A 25,941-nucleotide genomic window follows, 5' to 3' on the forward strand; every position below is an offset into this window, starting at 1 on the left:
AATTCGTAATTCGTAATTAAGATTGAGCATTGGGCATTGGGAATGGGGCATTGGGCATTGGGCATTGGGCATTGGGCATTGGGCATTGAGTAAACATTTCTCCCTTGTCTCCCTTGTCTCCCCCTGCTCCCTGCTCCCTGCTCCCCTGCCCCCTGCCCCCTACACCCCTACACCCCTACACCCCTAACTAACCTTAAACGTCCCGACGGTTGCTTGTAACTGTTGGGAAATTTCTACGGTTTGTTGCAAAGATTGAGCAACTAAATGGGAGGAATCACTGGTGCGTTTTGACACTAGGGCAACATCTTGCATGAGTTGACTGACTCTTTGGGATGTTTGTACCTGGGATGCGGTGGCTGTGGAAATTGACTTAATTAAAAAGTCGATTTGCTGTGATACTTGCAAAATTTGGCTGAGGCTTTGTTTGGCTTCTTCAACAATTTGCGTACCTTCTACTACTTGGGTAGTACTAATTTCGATGGCTTTGGCTACTTCGCTGGTTTCCCGTTGGATGTTCTCCACAATGTATTCAATTTCTTGGGTGGCGGTGGCACTTCTGGCGGCTAATTCGCCAATTTCTTCAGCGACGACGGCAAAACCTTGGCCTTCTTCCCCTGCGCGGGCGGCTTCGATACCGGCGTTAATTGCTAGTAGGTTGGTTTGGGTGGCAATTTGGTTAATGATGGAAACTACACGGGAAATTTGTTGCGAAGATTCTCCTAAGCGTCTGACTTTTCGGGATGTTTCGGCGACGGTTTCCCGCAAGGATAGAATATTCTGTACTGTTAAGTCCATTGCTTGTCCGCTTGTGGTGGCGGTGTGGGCTGCGTGGTTAGCGACGGTGGCGGCTTGTTCTGCGCTGGTGGCTACACCCTGCATGGAGTAAGTCATGTTATCAACCGCGTCAAGGGTACGGTTAATTTGTGCTGCTTGGGTGAGGGCTGCTTCTGCTAATTGGCGAATTGCGCCTTCATTAGAACCAATGGCTGTGTTTAATTGATTTGCGGCTTGTTTAACTTGGGTGACAATATCCCGGAGGTTTTCAATAATGGAGTTGAAAAAGTCGGCAACTGTGCCTATTTCCCCGGTTGTTACCTCGGCACGGACTGTTAAATCACCTCTGGCGGCATCTTCTACATGACTGAGGAGTTCTAATAGTTGTATGTGTAGGGCTTCTTGTTCTTCACTGCTTAAGTTACGACTGATAACTGTCTTTTGTTGGGACAAAATCTGCAAATATTCACCGACTTGGTTAACATTGGCGGCTAAGTGTCCTAATTCATCATCGGTGGTAACTTCTACACGGCTGTTTAGTTCGCCTTGAGAGAGTTTTGTTAAGGTGTTACTGGCTTTAGAGAGTTGTTGTGTAATACGCTGGGCATACCAAGCTGCGATCGCACCAACAACGGTAGCTGTGATGACTGTGCCAATGGCTACTACCCACAATAACTGTCTTTGGGGTTGCCAAAGAATTTCGGCATCTGTGGTTAATAAAACTGGCCAATTGAGGTTAGGTAAACCTTCTAGGCGTGGTGATGGTGCGTAACTATAAAGTTTGCCATCTGTAATTAAACTATCGGTTTTTTCATAACTTAGCAGTGAGGCTAAGTCAGGATAACTGGTTTTAATTTGTTTACCTAATAATTCTTGGTCTTGACTTACAAATACTTTGCCCGACTGATCAAGTAAACTATATATATGCCCTGGTGCGATGTAATTTTTCATCGCTGTTTCTAGGGATTTAATTGGCATCCGCACGCGAACTATGGCAATAGTTTCATCGGTGATTGTATCTTTAACTGGTGCAGCTAGGTAAATATTTGTTGCTTCTGGTTGACTAATTACCGGGGTATTTTTTTGCAGGATGGTTTGAAAATAATTTTGATATTTTTCTGTAACTAATCGTTCACTGGTAGATTGAATAATTACCTGACCTTCTAAATCAAATACAGCTATGCTGTCATAGTTGGGGTTAATTTGGAGAACTTGATTGAGGAGTGCTTGCTTTTCTGTTTGTGTGGTGATGTTTCTCACCTGAGAATTAGTCAGGAATGGTAAATTAGCGATGGTTTGAATATCTTGATAACGTTCTAAGATATAACGGTTAACTGTGTTAACTAAACCGATGGCTTGGGTTTGTTGTCCCTTGGTGACTTCCTCAGTGATGGATTTATTGAGTAAATTATAAGCGATCGCGCCGAGAGTGAATACTGGTAGTGTACCGAGTGCGATCGCTAAAATTACAGCTTTTGTTCTCAAACTCAATTGCTGTACATAATTAACTAAATTATCTAAAGGATTACCACTAGTTTGATGCTGAGTTTGACTTGGCAGTTTAACTATACTACTGCTATTTTTTTGATTAACGATAAATGATTGACCATTCTTACCATCTCCACTCTTAGCCATATCAGTTTTATGGAACATAACTTAAATTTTCCTAAGTAGTTACAGAGAACACAAATCAATTTTTGAGTAATAGCAATTAACGTCTATTTATACAAAACTGCCGAATTAACAATTGCTTGGGCATCTAAGACTAGAAATACTTCTGCTTGTTGTGTCACACAACCCTGTAAATAAGGTACTAAACTTGATGCCACTTGTCCTATAGGGGAACGAATTTCATCAGACATAAATTTAGTGATACCTTTAATTTCCTGTACCACTAATCCTAAAATTAGGGATTCTACTTTAATGACCACAATGTTATACTGACGTACCCTATTATCTAAAGATTCTAAATTTAGTAGTCTTGGTAAATCAACTGTCCAAATAATCCGGCTGCGCCAATTCATTAACCCTAAAATACAAGCGGGCATATTGGGCATAGGGGTGATACTATCAACAGGTAAAATCACTGCTTCTTGTGTATGATTCATTGCTAAAATCGCAGCAGTTTGTTGATTCAGTTGAAACTTTAGATAAGCATCCCCTAATTTATTTTGCTGATGATTTTTTGTCAAAGTAGCTTTAGAATTATTATTCATCAATTTAAATCACCACTGATTTAATAGCACGTAACAAATGTTCGCGGGTGTATGGTTTGGTGATATAGTCGCTAGCACCTTGTTTCATTGCCCACAAACGATCAATTGCTTGATTTTTAGAACTGCAAATAACTATTGGTACTTTGGCAGTTATAGGGTTTCTTTTCAGCGAACGACATAATTCAAATCCACTCATTCCCGGCATCACTACATCAGTGACAATCACATCTGGCTTTTGTACTAAAGCTTTTTCAATAGCTTCCTTTGCACCAGAGGCTTTAATCACGTTGTAACCACCTTCTTGAAGATAATGGCTCATCAATTCTAATTCGCTGGGAGAATCTTCCACAATTAAAATTGTTCCTACTAAAGTCAAGCTCACTGTTAAATCTCCTTAAATATTGCATATTTTATAGTTTAAATTCTTGCTTATCGGAAAAAGTTAGGTTTAAAACCGTACTTCCTCCAAGAATCCTTGTTTTCCTTGCCTCTGTCACTCGTAGAGAAGGTGGGTAGAAACCCCAACGCCAGTTCTCTCAAGTCGGGAAACCCGCCAATGAGAGTGGCTTCCCCTTGTGGGTGGCTGTCTTTAATTTTGAATTTTGAATTTTGAATTTTGAATTGATTCATCCCAGATGTTTAAACACAATTTTCAACAAGTCTGACTGGGTAAATGGCTTGGTTAAGTAGCCAGAAGACCTAACCATTTTTGCTTTTGCTCTGTCAATAAATCCTGTTCTCCCTGTCACCATAATAATAGGTGTATTTTTAAAAGCTGAATGTCTTCGCAATAAAGAGCATAGCTCATAACCATCTAAATTTGGCATTTCTACATCTAGTAAAATTAAGTCTGGTTTACTGCGGAGAATTTGCATTAAAGCTTTTACCGGATCATTTATAGTTACTACGGCAAATACATTTTCGTCTAAAAAGCTTTTGATAGAATTTAACACTGTTTGACTATCATCTATGCAGGCAACAGTATATAAACTTCTTCGCACCAATCGCGGATTTTCAACTGATTCTACATGATTTGGTTTCGCTGCTGGTTGAGTTTTTAATGGTTTATTTGTAGGTAAAACTGGCGCACTACCACTACTATTAGATGGTGAGGTAATCCGTGGTCTATTTCTTAATTGTCTTTGACAATGTTCCACTAATAAACGTAAATCTAAATAGCAAAACTTGGGTAATTCTTCCCAAGTAGTTTCAGGATAAAATTCATAGCTGCCTTCTTTTACCATGAGAAATGATTCCAGCACTTCTTTAGCTAATTGTTCTATGAGAATTGCTGCTTGTTTGGTAGTAATATGTTCTTGATTAACTAACCAACAAATCGCTTGGTAATCAGCATAAGCTAAAGACTGACTTTCATCTTGGGGTTCAAACATCAACCGCATTTGCACACGAGTTGCACTGTTGAGATTGGGGATTTTTTGACTTAAGTGTCGTAGGTGACTATCCAAACGATCAAATAACTTATCTGAATATGAAGCATAGGTCAGTTTACCTTGCTCTAAGTTAATTGTCCAAAAAGCTTTATCTGTAAATATACGCAAGCATCCCGTAGCATTGCGACTCGTTAGCTGTGCTAATAAGGATATGGGATGTAGTTTTTGGATTAATCGGTAGCTACTTATAGGAGTTGTGTTCATTTTGTCTTTAGTTCAGCTAAATTGGTTTAGCAGTTTTACCACAATTCCTATCAAGGATCATTTAATAGTTTTTTGTAATTTTACATACAAATTTTTGAATCCCAGACTTGTGGTTAAACCCCATGAAAATCATGCGTAATCAATCGTGATTTTGGTTACTTGTACTGAGTAGAATTAAGTCAAGAAAAGGTAAAGACTTGAATGAGTCAGATACCTTATGAGTAACTTTTAATTCATAAACACTGAAATAATAATGCAAAATTAACAGAATTTAACTTAGCATTGGTCAGTATTTACACTTAAAAAAGTTGCCATTAACTTAATTCCGCCTAATTCTGGCAATTACTTCCGTAAGATTACGGTAGTTTTCTAGGAAATTTTGGGAAATTACCTGCTGTTAGCGCAATTGTGCATATAGTTCCCAATTCTTTAGCTGATATTAAGGATAATGCAAGATTCAGTTCGTAGTCAGGACTTTAGTCCTTCTTTTAGAACTAAAGTTCTGACTACAAACCTTTAACGCAGAACTAAATAAATTGCCCAAATAGCCATTGCACGTAGGTAGGTACTAGCGCGAAAAGTACCGACAGGGGTAATGGCTTCCGGTGTGCGGAATTGCAAGCCATTGCTGTAAATTTGCTCTACGACAGCTTCGGTTAACCGTAAGGCTTCATCTTTCATTCCCATCTGTGCTAAAAAGGCGGCTAACCCAAAGTTAATTCCTGTCCAAACTTCTAGGGGATGGGTGGCTTTGGGGTTTTCTGGTGAACCATCGGGACGAACTCCATTGGCTGCACCGAATTGACCGTTGTAGAATTTGAGAAAGCAGGCATCATATACAGTTCTTAGGGCAGAGAAGGCGCGATCGCTCGGCACAATTTCCGGTAAATTGAGTAAACCAGCGTAGAATTGTCCACACAATTGATCTGCCATCACTACATCTGAACCGCTTGCACTGTCTAAGCGATAATATTGACCGTTCCAGAGTTTTTCTTGATAAATGGGTAAAGATTGGGCTAACCAAGTCTCATAGATAGATTTTTGGCTGAGTAATTTTTCTGAGTTGGGCTGATTTTGGATTAAAATATCGCTAATGGCGATCGCTGCTTCTAAGGCTGCCATCCATAAACCACCACAGTACGCGCTTATCCCTTGCAGTCGCCAATCATCAAAAGTTTGATCTGGTGCGCCTGAGTTCTCAGGAATGCCATCCCCATCTAAATCAAAGGTTTTGACATAATCTAAAGTCTCAACAATCGCATCCCAGCAATCTTTCAAAAACTCTATGTCATTGCCACCAGTAAACAAATAATCGCGGTAAACCTGCAAGACAAAATCACAGCCTAAATCCTTCCACAAATTACAATCTTGATAACTTGTGTAGTTAGTTTTCTCCCAAACGTGTTCATTCGGCGCGCCTAAATCGTGGGGTGTCGCGCCAACCGCTTTCCGCACAGCCAGGGGACTTTCTGCACCGATAGTATAGTAATAACCAATGACGCGCGGTGTTTCATCACCTTGGGGAATTGCCCTGGCAAAAGCACGCATCACCGCTTTTTCTAGTTCTGGGAATAGTAATAAAAGCCCGAAAGAACCGTATAAGCGGACATCTAAACTTTCATACCAACGGTAATCTAAACATTCTAAGACAGCAAATTGACCAATAGGATCGCGTTCTGTCGCTGCACTCCAGAGAGTTCCCCCACTGGTGAGATCATATAACTCATTAAACAAAGCCATTTTAAACCAGTTCGGCAAATCTTCCCGGTCTAAAATTGGTTGCTGCCAAGCTTGAATTTGTTGCCGCCAAGATTGATAATGCTCTAGGGCAGTAGTAGCGATCGCCCAAGCATTGTTACCATTAGTACCAAAAAAATCTGTATATCTGCGGTTATAATTCACCCCGGCTGCAAATTCAGTCACCGGGAAATCCCATGCCAAAACAAAGGGAATTTCTAGACTTTCCCCTGGTTGGAGAGTGAAACGAACTGCGATCGCTGCCCCGATTTGTTCATTGTCTCCGGCTGGGGTAGTATCTATATAATCAGGTAGTGAGCCATCTGCCGCAAAACTTTGCCATATCTCATCCCCCTTACCAACAGTATTCCAACGGGTATGGTGAAACACTTCTACTTGGGGATGTTTGAGAGTTGCAATACACCAACTACCCTCACCTTCCTCTAAAGGTTCTGTAATTCCCTCACGCCCTAAAAAGCAACCCAAAGCTTGGGGACTTTCCACTAAATAATTATAATTACCCCGACTCTCACCCAAACGCGGCTGATACTCATAAACTGGGCTACCATCATCCCGCATCTTCACCTCTGGAGATTTCAAGGCATTGGTAAACCAACCCGTCATATTCTGCCAAGTCAGCATAATACTGAGAGTAATAGGTGCATCTGTCGGGTTGTGCGCCTGCCAAACAAACACCCCCACAGGATAGCTAGTTTCTTGATAATTATCTGCCCAAATCGGGGAAAATTGCTCACAAGTTAGCTGTGTTTGCCAGACATTTTCATACACAAACCAGCTACGGGGATACAACGCGTGATATGTACCTGTGTGGGATATCTCCCCTGCTCCCCTGCTCCTCTGCTCCTCTGCTTGACTAGCTGGATACCATTGCCATGTGTGCAGACTTCCATCTGCCGGTGTTGTGGTTGCTAAAGCATAAGCTTGAGAAGATGCGCCATGAGATTCAAACACACTAAATTGACAAGCGGGGAAGTTTTGAAAAACGTGTTCACCGCCGTCAATGTGCCACAGGTTAAAATCTCCCCGCGAACAACGCCCGATGCAACCAGCACCAAAGCCACCCAAGGGCATCCCATGCCAAGCTCCATCATCAATATTACTAGCGTAGCGAACAGTATAAGGTTTTTCCCAGCCTAAACCAATAGGCCGATGCCAAGTACAAGGGGGAATTTGCAGGGAGGTTGGAGTTGTCATTACCTGATGCCACAGTTTGCAGTTACGCTAAGGAAGCTTAACCTGATGTGTCAATTTTCTCAAGTACATAATTTAAGTTCGTAGTGAGGACTTTAGTCCTGATTTTGCGGACTAAAGTCCTCACTACAAACCAAAGCAAACCATTATTGCGAATTGCGAATTGTTGTCTTCGTACTACTTTGTGGAAACAAGCTCATATTAAGTTCTAAAATATTCTCTTACGCTGCCATTCGAGATTTAACAGCTGCAATTGCTTCTGGGGTGACTTGGGTAGTTTGCCAAGAACTACGCTGCATCAACCGTTCATACCAAGCATTTAACTTGTCGTAGTCGGCGAAAGAAAAACCCGCCACAGGTAACAAAGGAAGTGTACACCCAGCCACGATATCAGCTAGAGTTAGTTGCTCACTACCAAAATATGGGCTATCTCCTAACAATTTTTGCAAAAATTCTAGTACTTTAGATATTTTCTGCTTTGCCTGTTGTTTTTGTTGTTCATCTTGGCCACTGGGAACACCTATCACTTCATGAATGAAGGGATTGATTACAGATACTAATTCATTAACTGTTACCATTTCTACCATTCGCACAGTTGCTATATCCTTGGGATTGCTAGGCATTAAGCTAGGGCTAGGATATTTGGCTTCTAAATAATCCAAAATAGCCAATGATTCCACTACAACTAAGCCATCATCTACTAAAACTGGAATGTGGTGGAAAGGATTCATGGACAAAAATTCTGGTTTTAATTGATCTCCATAATAAATATCCACTAAATCAAACTCTAGGTTTTTTTCTAGCAGTGCAATCCAGACTCTCCGCGAGTTCAGGGAAATTTGATTATGATAAAGTGACAGCATTAGGCAACCTGAAATTTTATGCTTAGGATACCATTGGTGGGTTAATTCATAATTCGTAATTCGTAATTCGTAATTCGTAATTAGATGGCTATCACTCTCGACAAATATTGTGTCAAAGTCAACGCATCAACTCCCAACTCCGTGCGTTCTTTAGCTGCTAAAATTCCGGCTTGGGCGTGCCACCAGGCTGCCGTTGCCGCAATATCTTCTATGGGCAATTCTTTAGTAATAGCTTGGGCTAATAATCCCCCAATTAAACCTGTTAACACATCGCCACTACCACCACGGGCTAAAGCTGGGGTACTTTCGGGATTAATCCATACTATACCCTGGGGGTTAGAAATGGCAGTTCTCGCACCTTTCAACAATACTACTGCCCCACTCTGAATGGCTGCTGCTTGTACAGCTGCTATCCTGTCTCGTTTCGCATCAGGAAGATGGGGAAATAAGCGTTGAAATTCCCCAGTGTGGGGTGTGAGTATGGTTGCTGCTTGACGCTGTTGTAATGTGGGGATGGCATCTAGCCCTGCCAAGATATTTAAACCATCAGCATCGAGAACTAAAGAGCGATCGCTATTTATAACTTCCTGCACAATAGGAGTAGCATCTGTAGTTAACCCAGGGCCACAAGCGATCGCACTAAAGGAATTTAAATCTGTCTTCTCTGGTAATTGTAACTGAGCGATCGCCCCAGTTTCCGTCTCTGGGCAACCAATAATCAAAGCTTCCGGCAAATGAGACACCAAAACCAGCTTGAGAGACTCTGGTACAGCCACAGACAACATCCCCACACCACTCGCCCTAGCACCCAAAGCCGTTAAAATTGCCCCACCTGCATAACGTCGTGAACCGCAAATTAACAATAAATGTCCTTCTTTATACTTGTGTGTGACTGGGGGACGGGGTAAGGGTAGGGTAGAAAGTGCGGTTTTAGGTGTAATGCGTTTAATTTTGTGGGTTTCTCCCAGCACAGCTTGCACATCAACTAGGGGAATATCAAAATCAATTAACTCAGCCTTTCCCACATATTCTAAAGCCTGATCCTGCAACAAACCCAACTTCCACAAACCCAAACACAAAGTATAAGTTGCTCGAATAGCCGTCCCCAATACTTCCCCTGTATCAGTATGCAAACCTGAAGGCACATCAATACTAATAATAGGTTTATCCCAATTGTTAAAATAATTAATTGCCGAAGCGATGGGATCAGTAATTGCTCTTTCTAAACCAAAACCAAACAACCCATCAACTAAAAAATCACAATCCGGTAACTGTTCAACGTCTTGGTAACAGGGTATACCCAAACTTTGAGCATACTGCAAATGTTGTGAAGTTAATTCTTTGAACTTAGAAAAAGGCGCGTAAATCCAAACATCATAGCCTTGAAAGTATAACTCACGAGCTACAACCAACGCATCACCCCCATTATGTCCAGGGCCAACCAACACACCAACACGCTGACTAGGGTAAATATCCCCAATACGCCTAGCAATAAGTCCCGCCACCTTTTCCATCAAAGCAGCGACAGGCATTCCCGCAGCAAAAATCCGCCCTTCAATATCCCGCATTTGGGCAGCAGTGACTACAACTTGGGAAATTTGTTCACTTCTATTCAGCACTGCACCTCACCATAAATTCTGAATTTAAACTCTGCGTACCTTTCTCTTGAAAAGTTTCCTACGGAGGGAAACCCTCCTCCAGAACTTTTCGCTGCGTTAAACTTTGCGTACCTCTGCGTTTAAAACCCCCACTTAGTATATCCTTAACATCTCATTCCCACCGCGCTGCAACTCATACCCAACCTTGTGAATTTCCCATCTGTACCCTTGCTTTTCTAGATGCTCAACGATAAATTGCAAATGTGGCGATCGCTGTAACATCAAAGTTAATAATGGGAAAATCCTCACCTCTTGGCAAACTCGCAGCATTTCCCGAATTGATGCTAAATGAAAGTTTTGATCAAAATGGTCAGAATACAAAAACAGAAAATGGGAACTTAAACCCAACTCAAATTCACCATCTCCATATTTTAACTTAGGTAACTCACCCACTTCATATCGACCTTCATCTTTCCCCCGTTCAAAATCTGCACAAAACAGCTGCTTAGTTTGTTCCCGATTTTTCCTCAACCCCTGGGGTGATTTATGATACGTCCACACCCAATCATCGGGAGTTTGTTCTATTTGCTCGATAATATTATCAACAACTTGATAAAAGCGATCGCTAATTTGCGCCGCCGTAAAAATATACAATGGGTCAATTGACTTGATGCGATATCCCCGTTGTGTACCTTCTGCATTAAAACTAGCCGGGCCATCAGCCACACTCAGAATTGATTTTTGTAGATCCCCATCAGTTAAGTTGAACATCTTGATATACTCATCAAGCGACCTACCAAAAGGAACAACTTGTTCTAACTGCATTACCATTTACTGTTATCCTCAAACCAATAAATGCGTCAGTAGCCCACGCCGCCACATTCGCGGAGCGTCTCGTAGAGAAGGGCGGCGTGGGGAGTATGTCAAAACTACTCAGTAAGTCGGTGAGAAAAAACCTAACTATCTTAAGAAAGGTAAACTAGGCTAAAAACCTCTTTCCCCCTGCTCCCTGCCCCCTTGCCCCCTGCCTGCTGAGAATTACAAATATTTACCCTGTTCTACTTATCTACCTGACAAAAGTTCCAGCAAAGATGTCCAAACAGTAATGTAAAAATTGCCCCCAATGTCGTTGCGTAACAGTTCAAAAGGAATCCCTTGGCTACCAATAAACGGACGCAACCGCCAACCTAACTGCATTCCCACAATTGCATAAATCACAATCCACAGGCGCAGTAGCAGATTATTCAACGGTTGTTGCATACGAAAGGCAATGTATGACGATCCTCTATACAGGTATCGTACTCCATAGATGCCACACAGAGCAAAGATCAGTACGTGCATCAGGATTAAAAACTGGTAGTTATCCGGCGTAGTGAGGGTGAAGAAAAAGGCAATGGGAGCTAAACTTACCAGCAAAATTGTTGTAGTTCCCAAAGTCATCATCATCAAGGCGACAGTTTGCAGAAACTTGAAACGTTGTCCCAGCAATACATTGAAGGTATAAAGTGATGGAACACAAATCAATGCTGTCAATAAAAACAGAATAGGTAACTTGATTGCAGATGACAATGCTTGCAATACCCCGTTATACATACCCATGACTAGGCCATAAATACTTGATAGCACGATAGAGAGAACAGACATTGACCAAATAATTCTAGTCAAATCTTTTTGGCTGTGTATCTGCTCAAATAGTGCTGTTTGCGCCCTCAGAATATAGTCGAGAAAGTAAAAAGCCAGGCGAAGAACACCGTTATTCTCAATTGCCTGACGCAGTGCTTGAAGTTCTTTTTGGGAATATTCGTAGCGTTCTGCATGAGGTTTAGACGGGCGTTTGGCAGAACCAGAGGTATCCTCAGAGTAGAAGGGAATGATATCAGGGTCTGGGAGTTTTTCTCCTCGATAGCTTGATTCAAAAACACCTGATTTATCGTGTTCTGGGTCAGAGGGTACTGCGTTATCGTCTTTATTCATACTAGACTTTTTTCTCAGAAATCGTAATACATCTAAGATAACCAATGATAATTTATTAGACTTGTGCAGAAATACCCCTATGATCTTTGTTTTGCAAGGTTAAAAGCCTATTTTTATGGCCAGTTTATTATCGTAAATACTGCTAGCCTTTAAGTGATTAAAACTACCAAAATATATCTTTGTGCAGAATTTTGACGGTTTAGAGATGATTTATAAAGTAAACCTCAGATTGTAGGGTGCGTTTAAGCAACGCGTAACGCACCAATATTATAGGGTGCGTTACGGCTAGATATGATTTGGTGAAATCCTCAAATCCTTACATAGCCGTAACACACCCTACTGGACTTTAAATAGTAATAATACATAAATATTCCGTATAACTACTTTATTCAAGGAATTATACGGAATATTTGAGATGAAGTTTGATACAAACCCCTACACTAAAAATGGACGCGCTAAGAAAAAGCTGGAAATTGATTTAGCGTCTACTGGTTCTCCTTCCAAAATGGCTTTTTCCAATGCTTCGGGAGTGAAAAAGACAATCTCAATATCTTCGTCTTCGTCTTTTTTTGGTGGTGTGTCTAACTTTTCTACATCTCTAGCGAGGTAGGTGTAAATAATCTCATCAGAATAGCCAGGTGCTAGAAAAAATTCCCCTAATTTATCCCATTTTTGCGCGCTATGTCCGGTTTCTTCTTGAATTTCGCGCTTGACTGTCTCTAGAGGATCTTCGTTGGGTTCTACAGTTCCTGCCGGAAATTCTAATATTCTTCCTTGAATGGCAAACCGATATTGGCGTACAAGTATCAGTTTGCCTTCCGCAGTCACTGGCACAGCTAAAGCACCACCTGGGTGACGAATGCACTCCCATTCCCCTTCGGCTTTGTTGGGTAGGCGCAAGCGATTTACTTCAAAGTCAAACTTGCGTCCTTTGTAGAATAGGCGTTGTTTTAATAGCTGTGGTAATTCTCTACCTAATGGCATAGTTAAATTCTGTTGTTTGTAACTGCACAAAACTGCACTGGAGTTGGCAATCGCACCAGTGTTTTTTGCATTGATTTGAGTGGTAACTTTAACTGCTCTTTAACAAATGTACATCAGAACAGTCTACTTTTTTTACCAGTTCTTTGATCGCTAATCCGGAAATTGGCTCTATCCAATCTGGGGCAATCTCTGCTAATGGCACTAAAACAAAGGCTCGCTCGTGCATTCGGGGGTGGGGAATCTGAAGTTTTGGGGTATCGATTATTAAGTCATCGTGTAGCAGTATATCTAAATCCAGCGATCGCGCTCCCCATCGTTCTCGACGGACTCGCCCAAATTTCTGCTCTGTGGTTAACAATGTATCTAATAATTCCTGGGGACTTATCTTTACTTGCACGATCACACAGCCATTGATGTAATCTGGTTGTGGTGGCCCTATGGCTTTGGTTCTATACCAACTAGATTTAGCCGTTATTTCTATCCCAGCAATTCTACTTAATTCCTCGATTGCTGCTGCTAAAATCGCCACAGAATCCCCTATATTACTGCCTAGAGCTAAGGCACTAAATCCTGTTTGAGCGATCGCTCCGTTCTCCATTAAATCACTATTTCGGTAGATTAGTTAATTAGTCATTTCTTGATTTTTTAATACTTTTGATAGTTTTTTCAACCTGAGCAATTTATTAAAAGTAATGTATTGATCTTGACAAAATAAACATTAACTGAATGTAAAAAATTTATTTTTTGTAGCAATGAATTGAGTTAATTGTTTATGGGATATTATACTAACACCGAAAGCAGTAAACCAAGCCCAAAAGTATGACTTCTAGGGTAGCGGGAACTACATTCAGTTAAGAACTAATGTGGTGCAACTTACCACCTAGTTGAAGCAACCAATTTAAGTGAGTCAGATAAGGAGGAATCGCGTTTGTCGCCTGGTAATCATTTCGAGAACGAAGAATCCACCAATGATCACTTAGCACCCAATCGGCTGGTGAATGGAAGGCAGATGTTACATCATGTGCGAAATGCAACATCTGGAATTGTCAACAAGTTTAGCTCTCAGGAGCGGCCGTTTTATCGCCGGGTGTGGTTTTGGGCAGGCTTGGGCTTAGGGGGTGGGATCATTGCTTTTAGCTACTTCATCTCCACAATAGATCGTACCTTACCCGATAAATCTGAACTGCAAACTGTGATTCGGGAACAGACATTAACTATCAAAGCTGCTGATGGTACGATATTACAACAGCAAGGGGAAGCAACCAGGGAAAAACTGAATTTAGAACAGATACCTGAACAGTTGCAAAAAGCTTTTATTGCTATTGAAGATAGAAGATTTTACCAACACAGTGGCATTGATCCCCAAGGGATTATGAGAGCGAGTGTAAATAATTTGCGATCGCAAACTGTGGTAGAAGGTGGTAGTACAATCACCCAACAGTTAGCGCGGATTCTTTTCCTCAAACAAGAACGAACAATTTGGCGCAAACTCAAAGAAGTTCGCCTAGCCCAAAAACTAGAAACCGAATTAACTAAAGAGCAAATTCTGGAACGCTATTTAAATTTGGTCTATTTAGGTTCAGGAGCTTACGGTGTAGCAGATGCCGCCTGGGTGTATTTCAGTAAACCCGTAGGCAAACTCACCTTAGCAGAAATCGCTACCATAGCCGGACTCGCCCCAGCACCGAGTTTTTATTCTCCAGCCAATAATCCCACCTCTGCCCAACAAAGGCGAAATTTAGTCTTGCAAAGAATGCAAGAAGAAGGATTTATTACCGCCGCCCAAAGACAAGCCGCATCACAAGAACCAATTAAACTCAAATCAAGTTTCCCGAAGCGACTACAATTAGAAGCTCCTTACTTTAGTAGTTACATTCTCCAAGAACTACCGAAGCACTTACCTGCGGATGTCCTAGCTAATGAAGGTTTAATTGTAGAAACAACTCTCAACTCCAATTGGCAAAAAGCAGCCGAAGCAGCCGTTAACAAAACCCTGAAAAATCAAGGACGCTGGCAAAACTTTAAACAAGCAGCTTTAGTAGCCATCGACCCCCGCAACGGTGAAATTCAAGCAATGGTAGGGGGTAAAGACTTTGGCAAAAACCAATTTAACCGCGTTACCCAAGCCCAACGTCAACCAGGATCAACATTTAAAGGCTTTGTCTATGCTACCGCGATCGCTACAGGCAAAAGCCCCAACGATAGATATTTAGACGCGCCCTTTGTCGTCGATGACTACGAACCGAAAAACTACGGTAAAACCTTCCGGGGTTGGATGACAATGAACGATGCCCTCACACGTTCCGTCAATGTCGTCGCCTTGAAAGTATTACTTGATATAGGATTTGAGCCGACTATCAATATCGCCCATAACATGGGGATTAAATCGAAACTGATACCAACTTACTCCCTCGCCCTCGGCTCAAATGAAGTCAATCTTTTAGAATTAACTAGTGCCTACGGTACATTTGCCACCCAAGGATTACACGCCGAACCCTATGGTATCCGTCGCGTCCTCAACCGCAAAGGTGACGTAATTTGGTCGGTAAATTCCCAACCTAAACGCGTCCTTGATCCTACCACCGCCGCCATCATGACCTCAATGTTACGCAACGTCGTCGAAGCAGGTACAGGTGCAGCCGCCCAATTAGATAATCGACCAGTCGCCGGCAAAACCGGCACATCCGATGAAGCCCGTGATTTGTGGTTTATTGGCTATATTCCCCAAGTCGTTGCCGGGGTATGGTTAGGAAATGATAACAATCGCCCCACCTCCGGGGGTAGTGGTAGTGCAGCCTACACTTGGCATGAGTTTATGGAAGTAGCGGTAAAGGGAATGCCCGTAGAAAAATTTCCTGACAGACCGAAACTCACAGGTCGCAAAGGTAGCATTAAAGCTAAACCCATTAAGCCGAAAAAAGTCTTTCATGGTTCTCTCAATTCCGATGAAACATCTCAAGAACAAGAGGAAACCAGACCATCTAGAAGACGTAGAAGCCGCAACCAACAAACAGATGACAATTCATCCAGAAGACGACGCTATCGTCGTAGTCAAGAATCTAATTCTACTGCCAATGCAGCCTCTCCACCCAGAAGACAGCGCACCAGAACAGTAGACTCAGGTGCTTCCACAACCCGTAGTTCCAGAGAGTCTGCATCTCCAGCCAGTTCTTCATCTCCCACACCGTCTTGGCGTGAAAGACTCAGGCCTAGAAATTAGCCGGAGGCAGGGGGCGAATCAATTCAAAATACCCTGCGGGAAGGCTTGCGCCTACAAAATTGAAGAGTTCTCCTCCCCCTGCCCCCTTGCCCCCTGCTCCCCTGCCCCCTGCTCCCTGCCCCTTGCTCCCCTGCCCCCTTGCCCCCTGCTCCCCTGCCCCCTGCTCCCTGCCCCCTGCCCCCCGCCCCGCACCCCACACCCCTACACCAAAATTAGTCTCTACTCACAACCATTGACTGGGAATTAGAAATTGGCGACTCACCCCGCAGTCCCTTGCGGCGTTGATTTTTAGGAACTCCTCCCGCCATGCCATACTCTACAGAGCTTTTACCATAAATAACACCCACTCCCATCAGCATATGTTCTGTCATATCTCCTAACTCACGCTCAGTTTGGAGCATTTCACGATATAACTTATCTAGGTTGGAAAGAGCAGTATTGTATGCGTTCTCTTTTGTTCGCATCGTTTCAATTAAAGTTGAGAAAGCAAATAAAGTTAGTCCATTACCCACCTCTAAATTTGGATTAATTGAGTTCATCCCAGCTGCACGACGTTCTGCTTTTTGCAACACCTGAGAACTTCTTTTTCTACGGCTCATGATACGCACCTTGTCAACTAAGCTGTTAATTTTCTTTACCTTAAAAAATATCCGTATCGATCAGCCTGAGAAAATTCAGGCAAATCTGCAATAACTTTTGCTACAGCCGATAATTGTCAAAAATGCGCGAAATACTGAAATAAGCAAGCATTTGCAGCAAATGACAAAGCAAACTGGAGTTTGCTTGCGGAAAACACTAAAATGAGTTAACAAACTGGAGTTTGCTTGCTGAATCTACTGAAATGAGAAAGCATTTACAGCAAATGAATTAACAAACTGGAGTTTGCTTGCTGAATCTACTGAAATGAGAAAGCATTTACAGCAAATGAATTAACAAACTGGAGTTTGCTGATTGAATTTACTAAAATGAGCAAACATACTGCGATCGCACTCTAAGCATATCCAATCAGCGATCGCTTTTGGTGATGGATTAGTAGCGATCGCAACGAACATACCTTTATTCTGTACTGTAGAGACGTTGCATGCAACGTCTCTACATTATTTATTTGGCGCAACTTCATACAGAATTGGTATTAGTCCTTCTTTTAAAACTAAAGTTTTGACTACAAACCTTTAATTATTTACCCTGTTCTACTTAGTCAAAAAAAATGATTTAATAAAACTCTTGTAAATGTCTGCATTTTGATACGTAACAATATGATGTTACGTTCTATAACTTTATTAATAACTGCATAGCTATTTACCGATGAAAAAACATTTGTCCCACAAAGTCGTATTATTATCTACCTGCGCTCTATTAATCACAGCTTGCGGCAGTAACTCAGCCAGTAATTCTCCAAATAATACTTCTGATAACACAAATACATCTAATACAGTTCCTATTGGTATTGCTGTGGCACAGACTAGCAATGTAGCCTTGCTAGGACAAGAACAAGTAGCCGGCGCAAAAATTGCCGAAAAGTATTTTAATGAAAAAGGTGGTATCAACGGTACACCAATTAAATTAGTATTTCAAGATACGGCTGGTGATGAAACTGGAGCAATCAATGCTTTTCAAACTTTAATTAATAGAGATAAAGTTGTTGGTATTGTCGGCCCTACTTTGTCTCAGCAAGCCTTTAGTGCCAACCCTGTAGCCGAACGTGCGAAAGTGCCAGTAGTAGGCCCATCAAACACCGCTAACGGCATACCAGAAATTGGTGATTATGTGGCGCGTGTCTCTGTACCAGTTTCTATAGTTGCGCCTAATGCTGTCAAAGCTGCACTTAAACAAAATCCTAACATTAAAAAAGTAGCAGTTTTCTTTGCACAAAATGACGCATTTAGCAAATCAGAAACCGAGATTTTTCAAAAAACTGTCAAAGAACAAGGTTTAGAATTAGTCACAGTACAAAAGTTTCAAACAACTGATACTGACTTTCAAAGTCAAGCGACAAATGCCATTAATTTAAACCCAGATTTAGTCATTATTTCTGGTTTAGCCGCCGATGGTGGTAACTTAGTCAGACAACTTAGAGAACTCGGTTATAAAGGTTTAATCATCGGCGGCAATGGACTAAACACATCAAATGTATTTACAGTTTGTAAAGCTTTATGTGATGGTGTATTAATAGCTCAAGCTTACAGTCCAGAACATCCGAGCGAGATTAACGCTGCTTTTCGCCAAGCTTACGTAGATCAATTTAAGAAAGAACCTCCCCAATTTAGCGCGCAAGCTTTTACTGCGGTACAAGTGTATGTAGATGCCCTCAAAGCATTAGATAATAAAAACAAAGTCAATAAATTAGAGTTGCCACAATTGCGAACAGAATTAAATAAGGAAATACTAGTAGGTAAATACAACACACCATTAGGAGAAATTGGCTTTACACCTGTAGGTGAAGTTGTGCAGAAAGATTTCTATGTAGCACAAATTAAAATGGAAAAAGATGGTAGTCAGGGTAAGTTTGTATTTTTGAAATAGGGAATGGGGTTAAGGGAATGGGAATTGGGGACTGGGGAATGGGGACTGGGGAATGGGGACAAGGTAGACAAGGTAGACAAGGTAGAAATATTTACCCCAATGCCCAATTCCCCATCTTAAATTACGAATTACGAATTACGAATTACGAATTAAATCAAATGGATTTTAGTTTATTTTTACAACAACTGTTAAACGGTTTATCTATTGGCAGTGTGTATGCAATCTTTGCCTTGGGTTATACGTTGGTTTATTCTATTTTAGGAATTATCAACTTAGCTCATGGGGCAATTTTTACTCTGGGTGCATATTTTACTTATGCACTTATGGGGGGTAGTTTTGGATTTAATGGGTTGTTGGCTAATGTGACTCTACCTCTACAATTGCCATTTGCTATTGCTTTAATTATTGGTAGTGCTTTAGCTGGGTTGGTTGGGGTAGGGATGGAACGGGTGGCGTTTAAACCTTTGCGGATTAAGGGTTCTGACCCTTTATTAACAGTAGTTTCTAGCTTAGGGGTAGCGGTAGTAATTGTCAATTTAATTCAATATTTAGTCGGTGCAGAAAGTTATACATTTCCTGCTAATACTTTTGGAAATTTACCAGCAGCAATTAATTTTGGGAGTGTAGATAAACCAATCCCTATTCGGAGTGTGCAGGTGATTATTTTTGTGGTGTCGGTGGTAATTGTGGCTATCCTCACCTATTTTATTAATCGTACTAAATACGGTAAAGCAATGCAGGCGATCGCAGAAGATGCAACTACTGCTAGTTTATTGGGTATTGATAGCGATCGCTTTATTGTCTTCACTTTTTTTATCAGTAGTTTTCTCGCCGGTTTAGCAGGAACTTTGGTAGCCTCTAGCGTCAGTATAGCAGGCCCTTATTTTGGTATTGCTTTTGGGTTGCGGGGGTTGGCGGTAATTGTTTTGGGTGGTTTAGGAAGTATTCCCGGTGCGGTGCTAGGGGGTTTACTCATCGGTGTAGTGGAAGCACTTGTGCCGGCGCAATTCTCTGGCTATAAAGACGCTGTGGCTTTTGGCATTTTATTTGTCATGCTATTAGTAAGACCACAAGGTTTACTAGGTCGTCGGTTTATCCAAAAAGTGTAAAGAGTGTTGACTGTTGAGGTATAAAACTATGACAACATTTACAAAACCGAAATTAACCTTTGAGCAGTTTCTTGATCAATGTCCAGAGGAAGGCTTTTATGAACTTGTTGATGGGGAAATAGTAGAAGTGCGTTCAACCAGAAATCATGATGATGTCGCTGATTTTACTGCTGACTTTTTCAAAGATGAAATTAAACGTCTTAATCTAAATTTTGTAGTCAAAAACACAGCAGTTTTTAAAACTATAACCGCCAAAGGAATAGAACAAGGTCGTAAGCCTGATGTGAGTGTCATAGATAGAGATTTATGGCGTGCAGATCGTTCTGCTTATGCTGCACTTGAGCAACCTATTCAGTTAGCTGTAGAGGTGACATCAACTAATTGGGAAGATGACTATATTGATAAATTAGATGAATATCAAAGATTAGGGATTCCAGAATATTGGATGGTCGATTATTTGGCAATTGGTGACAGAAAATATTTAGGTCAACCGAAAGAACCAACAGTATTTGTGTTTCTATTAAATGCTGATAGAGAATATGAACGTACTGCTTTTAAAGGTTCTGATTTGATCATTTCACAAACTTTTCCAGAACTGAAGCTGACAGCAGCACAAATATTAACAGCTTAAATTTTATCCCAATAAATTACAATGGCGGAATTTTTCTCTACCTATGGTTCACTCATTGTTTCGATGGTATTAGGAGCATTACTTGGACTATCACTATATTTACCATTAATGGCTGGACAATTATCTTTAGCTAGTCCGGGGTTTTATGCTTTAGGTGGTTATATTGCGGCGATTTTATCAACGAAAGTTTTTACATCTAGTAGTGATTTATTCCCAATTCATTTATTGCTATTTGAGATGTTAATTGCTGGGATGATTTCTGGTTTATTGGGGGTTGCTGTAGGTATTCCAGCCTTAAGATTGCGGGGAATTTATTTAGCGATCGCTACAATTGCGTTTGTAGAAATTCTGCGGGTTTTTGCTCTCAATTTAGAAATTACAGGGGGTGCGGTAGGAATTTTTTCTATCCCTCAACCATTCTCTACTCAAATTGAATATTTATGGATTGCTTTGCCATTACTATTAATTAGTATGGTGCTATTTTATCGTTTAGAGCGGGTACGTGTCGGTAGAGCTTTTACTGCTATCCGTGAAGATGAATTAGCAGCCGGAGCAATGGGAATTAACCCAACTTATTATAAAGTTTTAGCATTTACCTTAGGGGCAATTTTAGCCGGAGTTGTGGGTGCAATTAGCGCGCACTTTCTCAATACTTGGAATGCCCGACAAGGTACATTTGATGCTAGTATTATTTACTTGACTTTTGTGTTGATTGGTGGTTCAAGAACTTTTTTAGGTTCGGTAGTCGGTGGTATGGTATTTACAGCCTTACCAGAAGTTTTACGGGGTTTGGCTGATACTGGTGGTTTACCTGATTGGTTAGCGCAATTTCTCCGGGATGGGAGATTAATTATTTTTGGTTTATTAATAGTTATCGGGACAATTTTCTTTCCCCAAGGTTTGATAACTCCTGATATTTTTAAAATAGTTAAATCCAAAAACAGATAACCCAGTCAACAATGAGCGAGAATCAACAGCCTATTTTAACAGCCAAGTCAATCACTCGCCGTTTTGGTGGGTTAGTGGCGGTAAATAATGTTTCTTTTACAGTAAATCAACATGAAATTTTTGGCTTAATTGGCCCTAATGGTGCAGGTAAAACTACACTATTTAATTTAATTACAGCTTTAATTCCCCCTTCTAGTGGAGAATTAATTTATCAAAATCAAGAAATTTCTCAACGGCGTGCTTATGAAATTGCTAATTTAGGTATTGCTCGGACATTTCAAAATATTCGCTTATTTGGGGAATTATCAGCATTAGAAAATGTCATTATTGCCCGACATTTACATACTAATAGTAGTATATTTACAGGTGTATTAGGTTTACCGCCAGCACCGCAAGAAGAAGCGAAAAGTAGACAGAAAGCTTTAGAATTATTAGAGATGGTAGGATTAAGCGATCGCGCCCATGAAAAAGCTCGAAATTTTGCCTATGGTGATCAGCGTCGCTTAGAAATTGCCCGTGCTTTAGCCTTAGAACCGCAAATATTACTCCTGGATGAACCTGCGGCGGGGATGAATCCTAGTGAAAAAGTACAATTGAGTAATTTTATTCGAGATTTGCGCGATCGCTTTAATTTAACTATCATTTTAATTGAGCATCACGTCCCCTTAGTTATGGGATTATGTGACAGGATCGCTGTACTAGATTTTGGACAATTAATAGCCTTGGGTGAACCCTCAGTAATTAGAAATGATCCGGCGGTAATTGAAGCTTATTTAGGTAATGAATGAGAAATTAACGTTTGTCTGATCATCTATTAATAATCTGTTCCACTGCTACAGAAATATCTGGAAATGCAACAGGCTGAATTGTTCCGGTTGTGAATGTTTGTTTCGTCGCGTATTCTCCATCTAAGATATCTCGAAACACGACTAAATTCAGGTTTCGCAAGTTCACCACCCAGTATTCTAAAATACCTGCTTGGGCATAAATTTTACTTTTCCTTTCTAAATCTTTCTCTAAACTGGAGTTAGCATACTCAATCACCCAGAAAATATTCTCTGGATAAGGATGATGCAGTAAATACTCACGTCCTAAACGTTGGACAATCGCAATATCAGGCTCAGGCTCAGAAGCGTTAGGTAAAGTGATAGGCTTGGCTTGACGGATTTTAGCAAGTTCACCCAATATATTTGCTAGATACTCAGCAGCTTCATCACTACGATAAGCATGGGGTTCGCCTTCTGGGGACATTTCGATGATTTCTCCTTGTAGTAGTTCAACTTTGCGATCGCTTAAAATTCCAGCCTCAATCATGCGATGATAGTCATCAATCGTCCACTTGGCGATACTCACAGTCATAATGATTGATTCCTCTCAATAACTCTGGATATTTTCTCATTTTAAACCTACTGCAAAAACCTGATATTGATGTATGTTAGGTTTTGTAATATTATTCAACATTGCTGAAACTACCAATGAAAGACGATGAACGCCGAGATGAAGAAAATCAAGATTTTGTCATTTTAGAGGTGCAGAACCTTGATGTTAATTATGGCGGTATTCAAGCCCTCAAAAATATTAATTTAACAATTAAAAAGGGTGAGGTAGTTACTTTAATTGGTGCTAATGGTGCAGGTAAAACAACCACCCTACGAGCCATATCTAAAATAGTAAATCCTGTGAATGGGCAAATCATTTATAATGGGCGTAATATTACCCGTCGTCAACCTCATGAAATCGTCAAATTAGGACTTGCTCATTGTCCAGAAGGGCGGCGAGTATTGGCAAAGCAAACAGTTTTAGATAATTTACTTTTGGGTGCTTATATTCGCTCGAATCAAACTGAAATTAAAGTCGATATTCAAACCCAATTTGATTTGTTTCCCAGATTAGCACAACGACGAAATCAACTAGCAGGAACTCTCAGTGGTGGAGAACAACAAATGCTAGCGATCGCACGAGCTTTAATGAGTAGACCAAAACTGTTACTTTTAGATGAGCCGAGTTTAGGTTTAGCACCTGCAATTGTTAGAGAAATATTCTCAATCATTGAAAATTTACGAACTACTGGTGTGACTATTTTACTAGTAGAACAAAATGCCAATTTAGCCCTACAAATTGCCGATAGGGGTTATGTTTTAGAAGCTGGTTCTATTACCTTAAATGGGTTAGCATCCGATTTAATGAATGATGAGCGAGTTAAAAAAGCTTACTTGGGTTAATTTGCTCAGGTTCGTAGTTAGGACTTTAGTCCTAATTTCAGTAGCTTAAAAACTTTTTCCTGTTCGCGTAGCGTCTCCTTCAGGAGAAGACAGGGTGTAGGTAAAAAATACAGGAAAAAATACAGAGATAAAAAAAAACCGCGAAACTATAGGTCATATAGTCTCACGGTTTTTAGTGTGGTGTGAGGAGCTTAACTAAATATCATCATAGAGTAACTGACTAATGGCGGCGCACTCGTAACAGTTTTGGTAACAGAATTTTTTTTGTAAAGATCAGATAAGTTTCTTGTAAAGTAAGATTACCCAGTCCTAATCCCCTGATTGATTGATTCATGACTATGCTACCCCCATCAATCGTGTTAGATCCCCTATTGCAAAGTTGGTTATTAGAAGATATTGGTAGAGGCGATCGCACTACAAATAGTCTAATAGGTACAAATATCATCCCAGGTGAAGCCAAATGGATAGCGAAAGCACCAGGGATTATTGCTGGTTTACCCATAGCAGCTAGAGTCTTTCAGCTATTAGATCCTCAAATTAGCTTTGTGGTGACTGCTGAGGAAGGGAAATTCTGTGAACCTGGAAAATTAGTGGCAACAATTCACGGTGCATTGGATGCTTTGCTAATGGGGGAAAGAGTAGCGTTAAACTTAGCGATGCGGTTGAGTGGAATTGCAACTTTAACTGATAAATATGTCCAACAAATCGCCGATTTACCAGCACAGTTAGTAGATACCCGCAAAACTACACCAGGATTAAGACTCTTGGAAAAGTACGCGACGGCAGTGGGAGGCGCAATCAATCATCGTATGGGGTTAGATGATGCGGTGATGATTAAAGATAACCATATTGCGGCGGCTGGGGGAATTGGCGCAGCTATCACCCAAATTCGTGCCAAAATTCCCTATCCTTTAACTATAGAAGTCGAAACAGAGAATTTAGAGCAGGTGAAAGAAGCTTTGCAGCATCAAGCCGACATTATTATGTTGGATAATATGCCTGTCAACATCATGCGGGAAGCAGTGGAGTTAATTCGCCACCAAGATAAACGGGTGAAAATAGAAGCTTCTGGAAACGTGACTTTAGAAACTATTCGCGCCGTCGCTGAAACAGGAGTTGATTATATTTCTAGCAGCGCACCGATTACACAATCAAAATGGCTCGATTTGAGTATGAAAATCTTTTAACAGTTATCAGTTATCAGTTATCAGTTAGAGACTTCCAGATAAAAAATATCCAAACTGTAGGGTGCGTCAGTGTGATAAAACCTAACTATACCAAGAGGTTATTGATACTGACGCACCCTACTAATACCAATTCTCCAAGTTGCGCCAAATAAATGATGTAGAGACGTTGCATGCAACGTCTCTACAGTACAGAATAAAGTGCATCTATGGCTACGCCAGGCAAGCTACATCAAGAAATGGTATAAGCTGTTTATTTGGGATAATTTATTTTTTGGTCTTCCCTAATTAGTCGTCCTTATTTCTACTGAGTTGAGTTAGCAGCCATTTTACTGCACTATCAACATCTGCTACTTGCTCTCCTGGGGGTATAGCTGGACGATTTACCATCACAACCTGTATACCTAGTTCTCGTGCAGCCATGATTTTGGCGTAGGTAGCGTTACCACCGCTATTTTTGCTGACAATAGTGTCAATGTGGTGCTGAATTAGAATGTTTCGCTCATCCTCTAAAATAAAAGGCCCGCGATCGCACAATATCACCCCTGGCGGTACTAAAGCTTCAGTGCTTGGTGGGTCAATCATCCGCATCAGAAACCAAATCTGATTTAAGTGAGCAAAAGCCGCTAACTCCTGTCTCCCAACCGTTAAAAATACTCTTTTTGCGTGATTTTCCAAGATTTTAGCAGCAGCTTGATGATCATCTACTTCCATCCAGCGATCGCCTGCTAGTTTTTCCCAAGCCGGACGAATTAACATTAACCTGGGTATATTAACTTGATTCGCCGCCGTCGCTGCATTCCAAGAAATCTGGCTGGCGAAGGGATGGGTAGCATCAATGAGTACATCAACTTGCATCTGACGCAAATAATCCGCTAGTCCCGCAGCACCTCCAAAACCACCAACCCTCACCTTCCCATCAGGGAGTAATGGAGAAACAGTCCGACCGGCTAAAGATGCGATCGCCTCAATACCTGGAATAGCCGCAATTCTAGCAGTTAATTGTGCCGCATCTCCAGTTCCACCTAAAATTAAAACACGATTCATCAATCAATTCAAAATTCAAAATAAAAATCGAACTTCTATCCTAT

24 protein-coding genes are annotated in these 25,941 nt (G+C 41.0%); 8 read left to right on the top strand and 16 right to left on the bottom strand.

Features of this window, described 5'->3' with window-relative positions; genetic code table 11:
• Nucleotides 1–183 precede the first annotated feature (183 nt).
• From ACPZ3T_RS15115 to folK, 11 genes are all read right to left on the bottom strand, one after another.
• Entirely contained in the window at nt 184–2,427 is a 2,244-nt protein-coding gene (locus ACPZ3T_RS15115) for a methyl-accepting chemotaxis protein (protein WP_490270310.1), read from the bottom strand.
• Between the two features lie 65 nt (nt 2,428–2,492).
• Nucleotides 2,493–2,990, bottom strand: coding sequence for a chemotaxis protein CheW (locus tag ACPZ3T_RS15120; protein ID WP_490270311.1), 498 nt, complete (start codon nt 2,988–2,990; stop codon nt 2,493–2,495).
• A gap of 4 nt (nt 2,991–2,994) precedes the next feature.
• Nucleotides 2,995–3,372 carry a response regulator gene (locus tag ACPZ3T_RS15125; RefSeq protein ID WP_490270312.1) on the bottom strand — a complete coding sequence of 126 codons (378 nt, stop codon included), beginning with the start codon at nt 3,370–3,372 and terminating at the stop codon, nt 2,995–2,997.
• A 244-nt stretch (nt 3,373–3,616) separates the two neighbouring features.
• Nucleotides 3,617–4,645 (bottom strand): response regulator, encoded by a 1,029-nt coding sequence (locus ACPZ3T_RS15130; protein ID WP_490270313.1) that lies wholly within the window; start codon nt 4,643–4,645, stop codon nt 3,617–3,619.
• A 516-nt stretch (nt 4,646–5,161) separates the two neighbouring features.
• Entirely contained in the window at nt 5,162–7,597 is a 2,436-nt protein-coding gene (locus ACPZ3T_RS15135; RefSeq protein WP_490270314.1) for a GH116 family glycosyl hydrolase, read from the bottom strand.
• Nucleotides 7,598–7,815: 218 nt separating this feature from the next.
• A complete protein-coding gene (locus ACPZ3T_RS15140) occupies nt 7,816–8,457 on the bottom strand; it encodes a glutathione S-transferase family protein (RefSeq protein ID WP_490270315.1) in 642 nt (213 codons plus the stop codon).
• Between the two features lie 80 nt (nt 8,458–8,537).
• Complete coding sequence (locus ACPZ3T_RS15145; RefSeq protein WP_490270316.1) at nt 8,538–10,076, bottom strand: NAD(P)H-hydrate dehydratase; 1,539 nt, start codon at nt 10,074–10,076, stop codon at nt 8,538–8,540.
• A 132-nt stretch (nt 10,077–10,208) separates the two neighbouring features.
• A complete protein-coding gene (locus tag ACPZ3T_RS15150) occupies nt 10,209–10,880 on the bottom strand; it encodes an SAM-dependent methyltransferase (RefSeq protein WP_490270317.1) in 672 nt (223 codons plus the stop codon).
• Between the two features lie 237 nt (nt 10,881–11,117).
• On the bottom strand, nt 11,118–12,029 hold the full coding sequence (locus ACPZ3T_RS15155) for an actin-binding WH2 domain-containing protein (RefSeq protein ID WP_490270318.1): 912 nt from the start codon (nt 12,027–12,029) through the stop codon (nt 11,118–11,120).
• Between the two features lie 435 nt (nt 12,030–12,464).
• Nucleotides 12,465–13,013 carry an NUDIX hydrolase gene (locus ACPZ3T_RS15160; RefSeq protein WP_490270319.1) on the bottom strand — a complete coding sequence of 183 codons (549 nt, stop codon included), beginning with the start codon at nt 13,011–13,013 and terminating at the stop codon, nt 12,465–12,467.
• Between the two features lie 88 nt (nt 13,014–13,101).
• Nucleotides 13,102–13,611: a 2-amino-4-hydroxy-6-hydroxymethyldihydropteridine diphosphokinase gene (gene folK / locus ACPZ3T_RS15165; protein WP_490270320.1), complete on the bottom strand. Its 510-nt coding sequence runs from the start codon at nt 13,609–13,611 to the stop codon at nt 13,102–13,104.
• Nucleotides 13,612–13,941: 330 nt separating this feature from the next.
• On the opposite strand from folK, the gene ACPZ3T_RS15170 reads away from it, so the two are divergent.
• Nucleotides 13,942–16,233 (top strand): transglycosylase domain-containing protein, encoded by a 2,292-nt coding sequence (locus ACPZ3T_RS15170; RefSeq protein ID WP_490270321.1) that lies wholly within the window; start codon nt 13,942–13,944, stop codon nt 16,231–16,233.
• Nucleotides 16,234–16,284: 51 nt separating this feature from the next.
• Here the strand turns inward: ACPZ3T_RS15170 and ACPZ3T_RS15175 are convergent, their stop codons facing one another.
• The 3 genes from ACPZ3T_RS15175 to ACPZ3T_RS15185 all read right to left on the bottom strand — a co-directional run bounded on the left by ACPZ3T_RS15175 (nt 16,285) and on the right by ACPZ3T_RS15185 (nt 17,285).
• Complete coding sequence (locus tag ACPZ3T_RS15175) at nt 16,285–16,425, bottom strand: hypothetical protein (RefSeq protein WP_490270322.1); 141 nt, start codon at nt 16,423–16,425, stop codon at nt 16,285–16,287.
• Nucleotides 16,426–16,445: 20 nt separating this feature from the next.
• A complete protein-coding gene (locus ACPZ3T_RS15180; RefSeq protein WP_490270323.1) occupies nt 16,446–16,832 on the bottom strand; it encodes a hypothetical protein in 387 nt (128 codons plus the stop codon).
• Between the two features lie 330 nt (nt 16,833–17,162).
• On the bottom strand, nt 17,163–17,285 hold the full coding sequence (locus ACPZ3T_RS15185; RefSeq protein ID WP_490270324.1) for a hypothetical protein: 123 nt from the start codon (nt 17,283–17,285) through the stop codon (nt 17,163–17,165).
• Between the two features lie 253 nt (nt 17,286–17,538).
• Here ACPZ3T_RS15185 and ACPZ3T_RS15190 point away from each other — a divergent pair, with 253 nt between their 5' ends.
• The 5 genes from ACPZ3T_RS15190 to ACPZ3T_RS15210 all read left to right on the top strand — a co-directional run bounded on the left by ACPZ3T_RS15190 (nt 17,539) and on the right by ACPZ3T_RS15210 (nt 22,232).
• A complete protein-coding gene (locus ACPZ3T_RS15190) occupies nt 17,539–18,756 on the top strand; it encodes an ABC transporter substrate-binding protein (RefSeq protein WP_490270325.1) in 1,218 nt (405 codons plus the stop codon).
• A gap of 158 nt (nt 18,757–18,914) precedes the next feature.
• A complete protein-coding gene (locus ACPZ3T_RS15195) occupies nt 18,915–19,865 on the top strand; it encodes a branched-chain amino acid ABC transporter permease (protein WP_490277229.1) in 951 nt (316 codons plus the stop codon).
• Nucleotides 19,866–19,893: 28 nt separating this feature from the next.
• Complete coding sequence (locus tag ACPZ3T_RS15200; protein WP_490270326.1) at nt 19,894–20,496, top strand: Uma2 family endonuclease; 603 nt, start codon at nt 19,894–19,896, stop codon at nt 20,494–20,496.
• Nucleotides 20,497–20,517: 21 nt separating this feature from the next.
• Nucleotides 20,518–21,444, top strand: a complete 927-nt coding sequence (locus ACPZ3T_RS15205) for a branched-chain amino acid ABC transporter permease (RefSeq protein ID WP_490270327.1) — start codon at nt 20,518–20,520, stop codon at nt 21,442–21,444.
• Between the two features lie 11 nt (nt 21,445–21,455).
• Entirely contained in the window at nt 21,456–22,232 is a 777-nt protein-coding gene (locus ACPZ3T_RS15210) for an ABC transporter ATP-binding protein (RefSeq protein ID WP_490270328.1), read from the top strand.
• 19 nt (nt 22,233–22,251) lie between these two features.
• Here the strand turns inward: ACPZ3T_RS15210 and ACPZ3T_RS15215 are convergent, their stop codons facing one another.
• Nucleotides 22,252–22,803 carry a Uma2 family endonuclease gene (locus ACPZ3T_RS15215; protein ID WP_490270329.1) on the bottom strand — a complete coding sequence of 184 codons (552 nt, stop codon included), beginning with the start codon at nt 22,801–22,803 and terminating at the stop codon, nt 22,252–22,254.
• A gap of 116 nt (nt 22,804–22,919) precedes the next feature.
• Between ACPZ3T_RS15215 and ACPZ3T_RS15220 the strand changes: the two genes are divergently transcribed.
• Nucleotides 22,920–23,666: an ABC transporter ATP-binding protein gene (locus ACPZ3T_RS15220; protein ID WP_490270330.1), complete on the top strand. Its 747-nt coding sequence runs from the start codon at nt 22,920–22,922 to the stop codon at nt 23,664–23,666.
• Between the two features lie 332 nt (nt 23,667–23,998).
• On the top strand, nt 23,999–24,853 hold the full coding sequence (gene nadC / locus ACPZ3T_RS15225) for a carboxylating nicotinate-nucleotide diphosphorylase (RefSeq protein WP_490270331.1): 855 nt from the start codon (nt 23,999–24,001) through the stop codon (nt 24,851–24,853).
• A 285-nt stretch (nt 24,854–25,138) separates the two neighbouring features.
• On the opposite strand, the gene ACPZ3T_RS15230 is transcribed toward nadC, so the two are convergent.
• Nucleotides 25,139–25,897: a cobalt-precorrin-6A reductase gene (locus tag ACPZ3T_RS15230; RefSeq protein ID WP_490270332.1), complete on the bottom strand. Its 759-nt coding sequence runs from the start codon at nt 25,895–25,897 to the stop codon at nt 25,139–25,141.
• Nucleotides 25,898–25,941 lie beyond the last annotated feature (44 nt).

The sequence above is a fragment of the Aliinostoc maniaoense genome, assembly GCF_058172895.1.

Coding starts and splice junctions, on each gene's coding strand:
- ACPZ3T_RS15115 (WP_490270310.1), bottom strand. CDS start 2,427: ATGTTCCATAAAACTGATATGGCTAAGAGTGGAGATGGTAAGAATGGT.
- ACPZ3T_RS15120 (WP_490270311.1), bottom strand. CDS start 2,990: ATGAATAATAATTCTAAAGCTACTTTGACAAAAAATCATCAGCAAAAT.
- ACPZ3T_RS15130 (WP_490270313.1), bottom strand. CDS start 4,645: ATGAACACAACTCCTATAAGTAGCTACCGATTAATCCAAAAACTACAT.
- ACPZ3T_RS15135 (WP_490270314.1), bottom strand. CDS start 7,597: ATGACAACTCCAACCTCCCTGCAAATTCCCCCTTGTACTTGGCATCGG.
- ACPZ3T_RS15140 (WP_490270315.1), bottom strand. CDS start 8,457: ATGCTGTCACTTTATCATAATCAAATTTCCCTGAACTCGCGGAGAGTC.
- ACPZ3T_RS15150 (WP_490270317.1), bottom strand. CDS start 10,880: ATGCAGTTAGAACAAGTTGTTCCTTTTGGTAGGTCGCTTGATGAGTAT.
- ACPZ3T_RS15155 (WP_490270318.1), bottom strand. CDS start 12,029: ATGAATAAAGACGATAACGCAGTACCCTCTGACCCAGAACACGATAAA.
- ACPZ3T_RS15160 (WP_490270319.1), bottom strand. CDS start 13,013: ATGCCATTAGGTAGAGAATTACCACAGCTATTAAAACAACGCCTATTC.
- folK (WP_490270320.1), bottom strand. CDS start 13,611: ATGGAGAACGGAGCGATCGCTCAAACAGGATTTAGTGCCTTAGCTCTA.
- ACPZ3T_RS15180 (WP_490270323.1), bottom strand. CDS start 16,832: ATGAGCCGTAGAAAAAGAAGTTCTCAGGTGTTGCAAAAAGCAGAACGT.
- ACPZ3T_RS15185 (WP_490270324.1), bottom strand. CDS start 17,285: ATGTTCGTTGCGATCGCTACTAATCCATCACCAAAAGCGATCGCTGAT.
- ACPZ3T_RS15190 (WP_490270325.1), top strand. CDS start 17,539: ATGAAAAAACATTTGTCCCACAAAGTCGTATTATTATCTACCTGCGCT.
- ACPZ3T_RS15195 (WP_490277229.1), top strand. CDS start 18,915: ATGGATTTTAGTTTATTTTTACAACAACTGTTAAACGGTTTATCTATT.
- ACPZ3T_RS15200 (WP_490270326.1), top strand. CDS start 19,894: ATGACAACATTTACAAAACCGAAATTAACCTTTGAGCAGTTTCTTGAT.
- ACPZ3T_RS15205 (WP_490270327.1), top strand. CDS start 20,518: ATGGCGGAATTTTTCTCTACCTATGGTTCACTCATTGTTTCGATGGTA.
- ACPZ3T_RS15210 (WP_490270328.1), top strand. CDS start 21,456: ATGAGCGAGAATCAACAGCCTATTTTAACAGCCAAGTCAATCACTCGC.
- ACPZ3T_RS15215 (WP_490270329.1), bottom strand. CDS start 22,803: ATGACTGTGAGTATCGCCAAGTGGACGATTGATGACTATCATCGCATG.
- ACPZ3T_RS15220 (WP_490270330.1), top strand. CDS start 22,920: ATGAAAGACGATGAACGCCGAGATGAAGAAAATCAAGATTTTGTCATT.
- nadC (WP_490270331.1), top strand. CDS start 23,999: ATGACTATGCTACCCCCATCAATCGTGTTAGATCCCCTATTGCAAAGT.
- ACPZ3T_RS15230 (WP_490270332.1), bottom strand. CDS start 25,897: ATGAATCGTGTTTTAATTTTAGGTGGAACTGGAGATGCGGCACAATTA.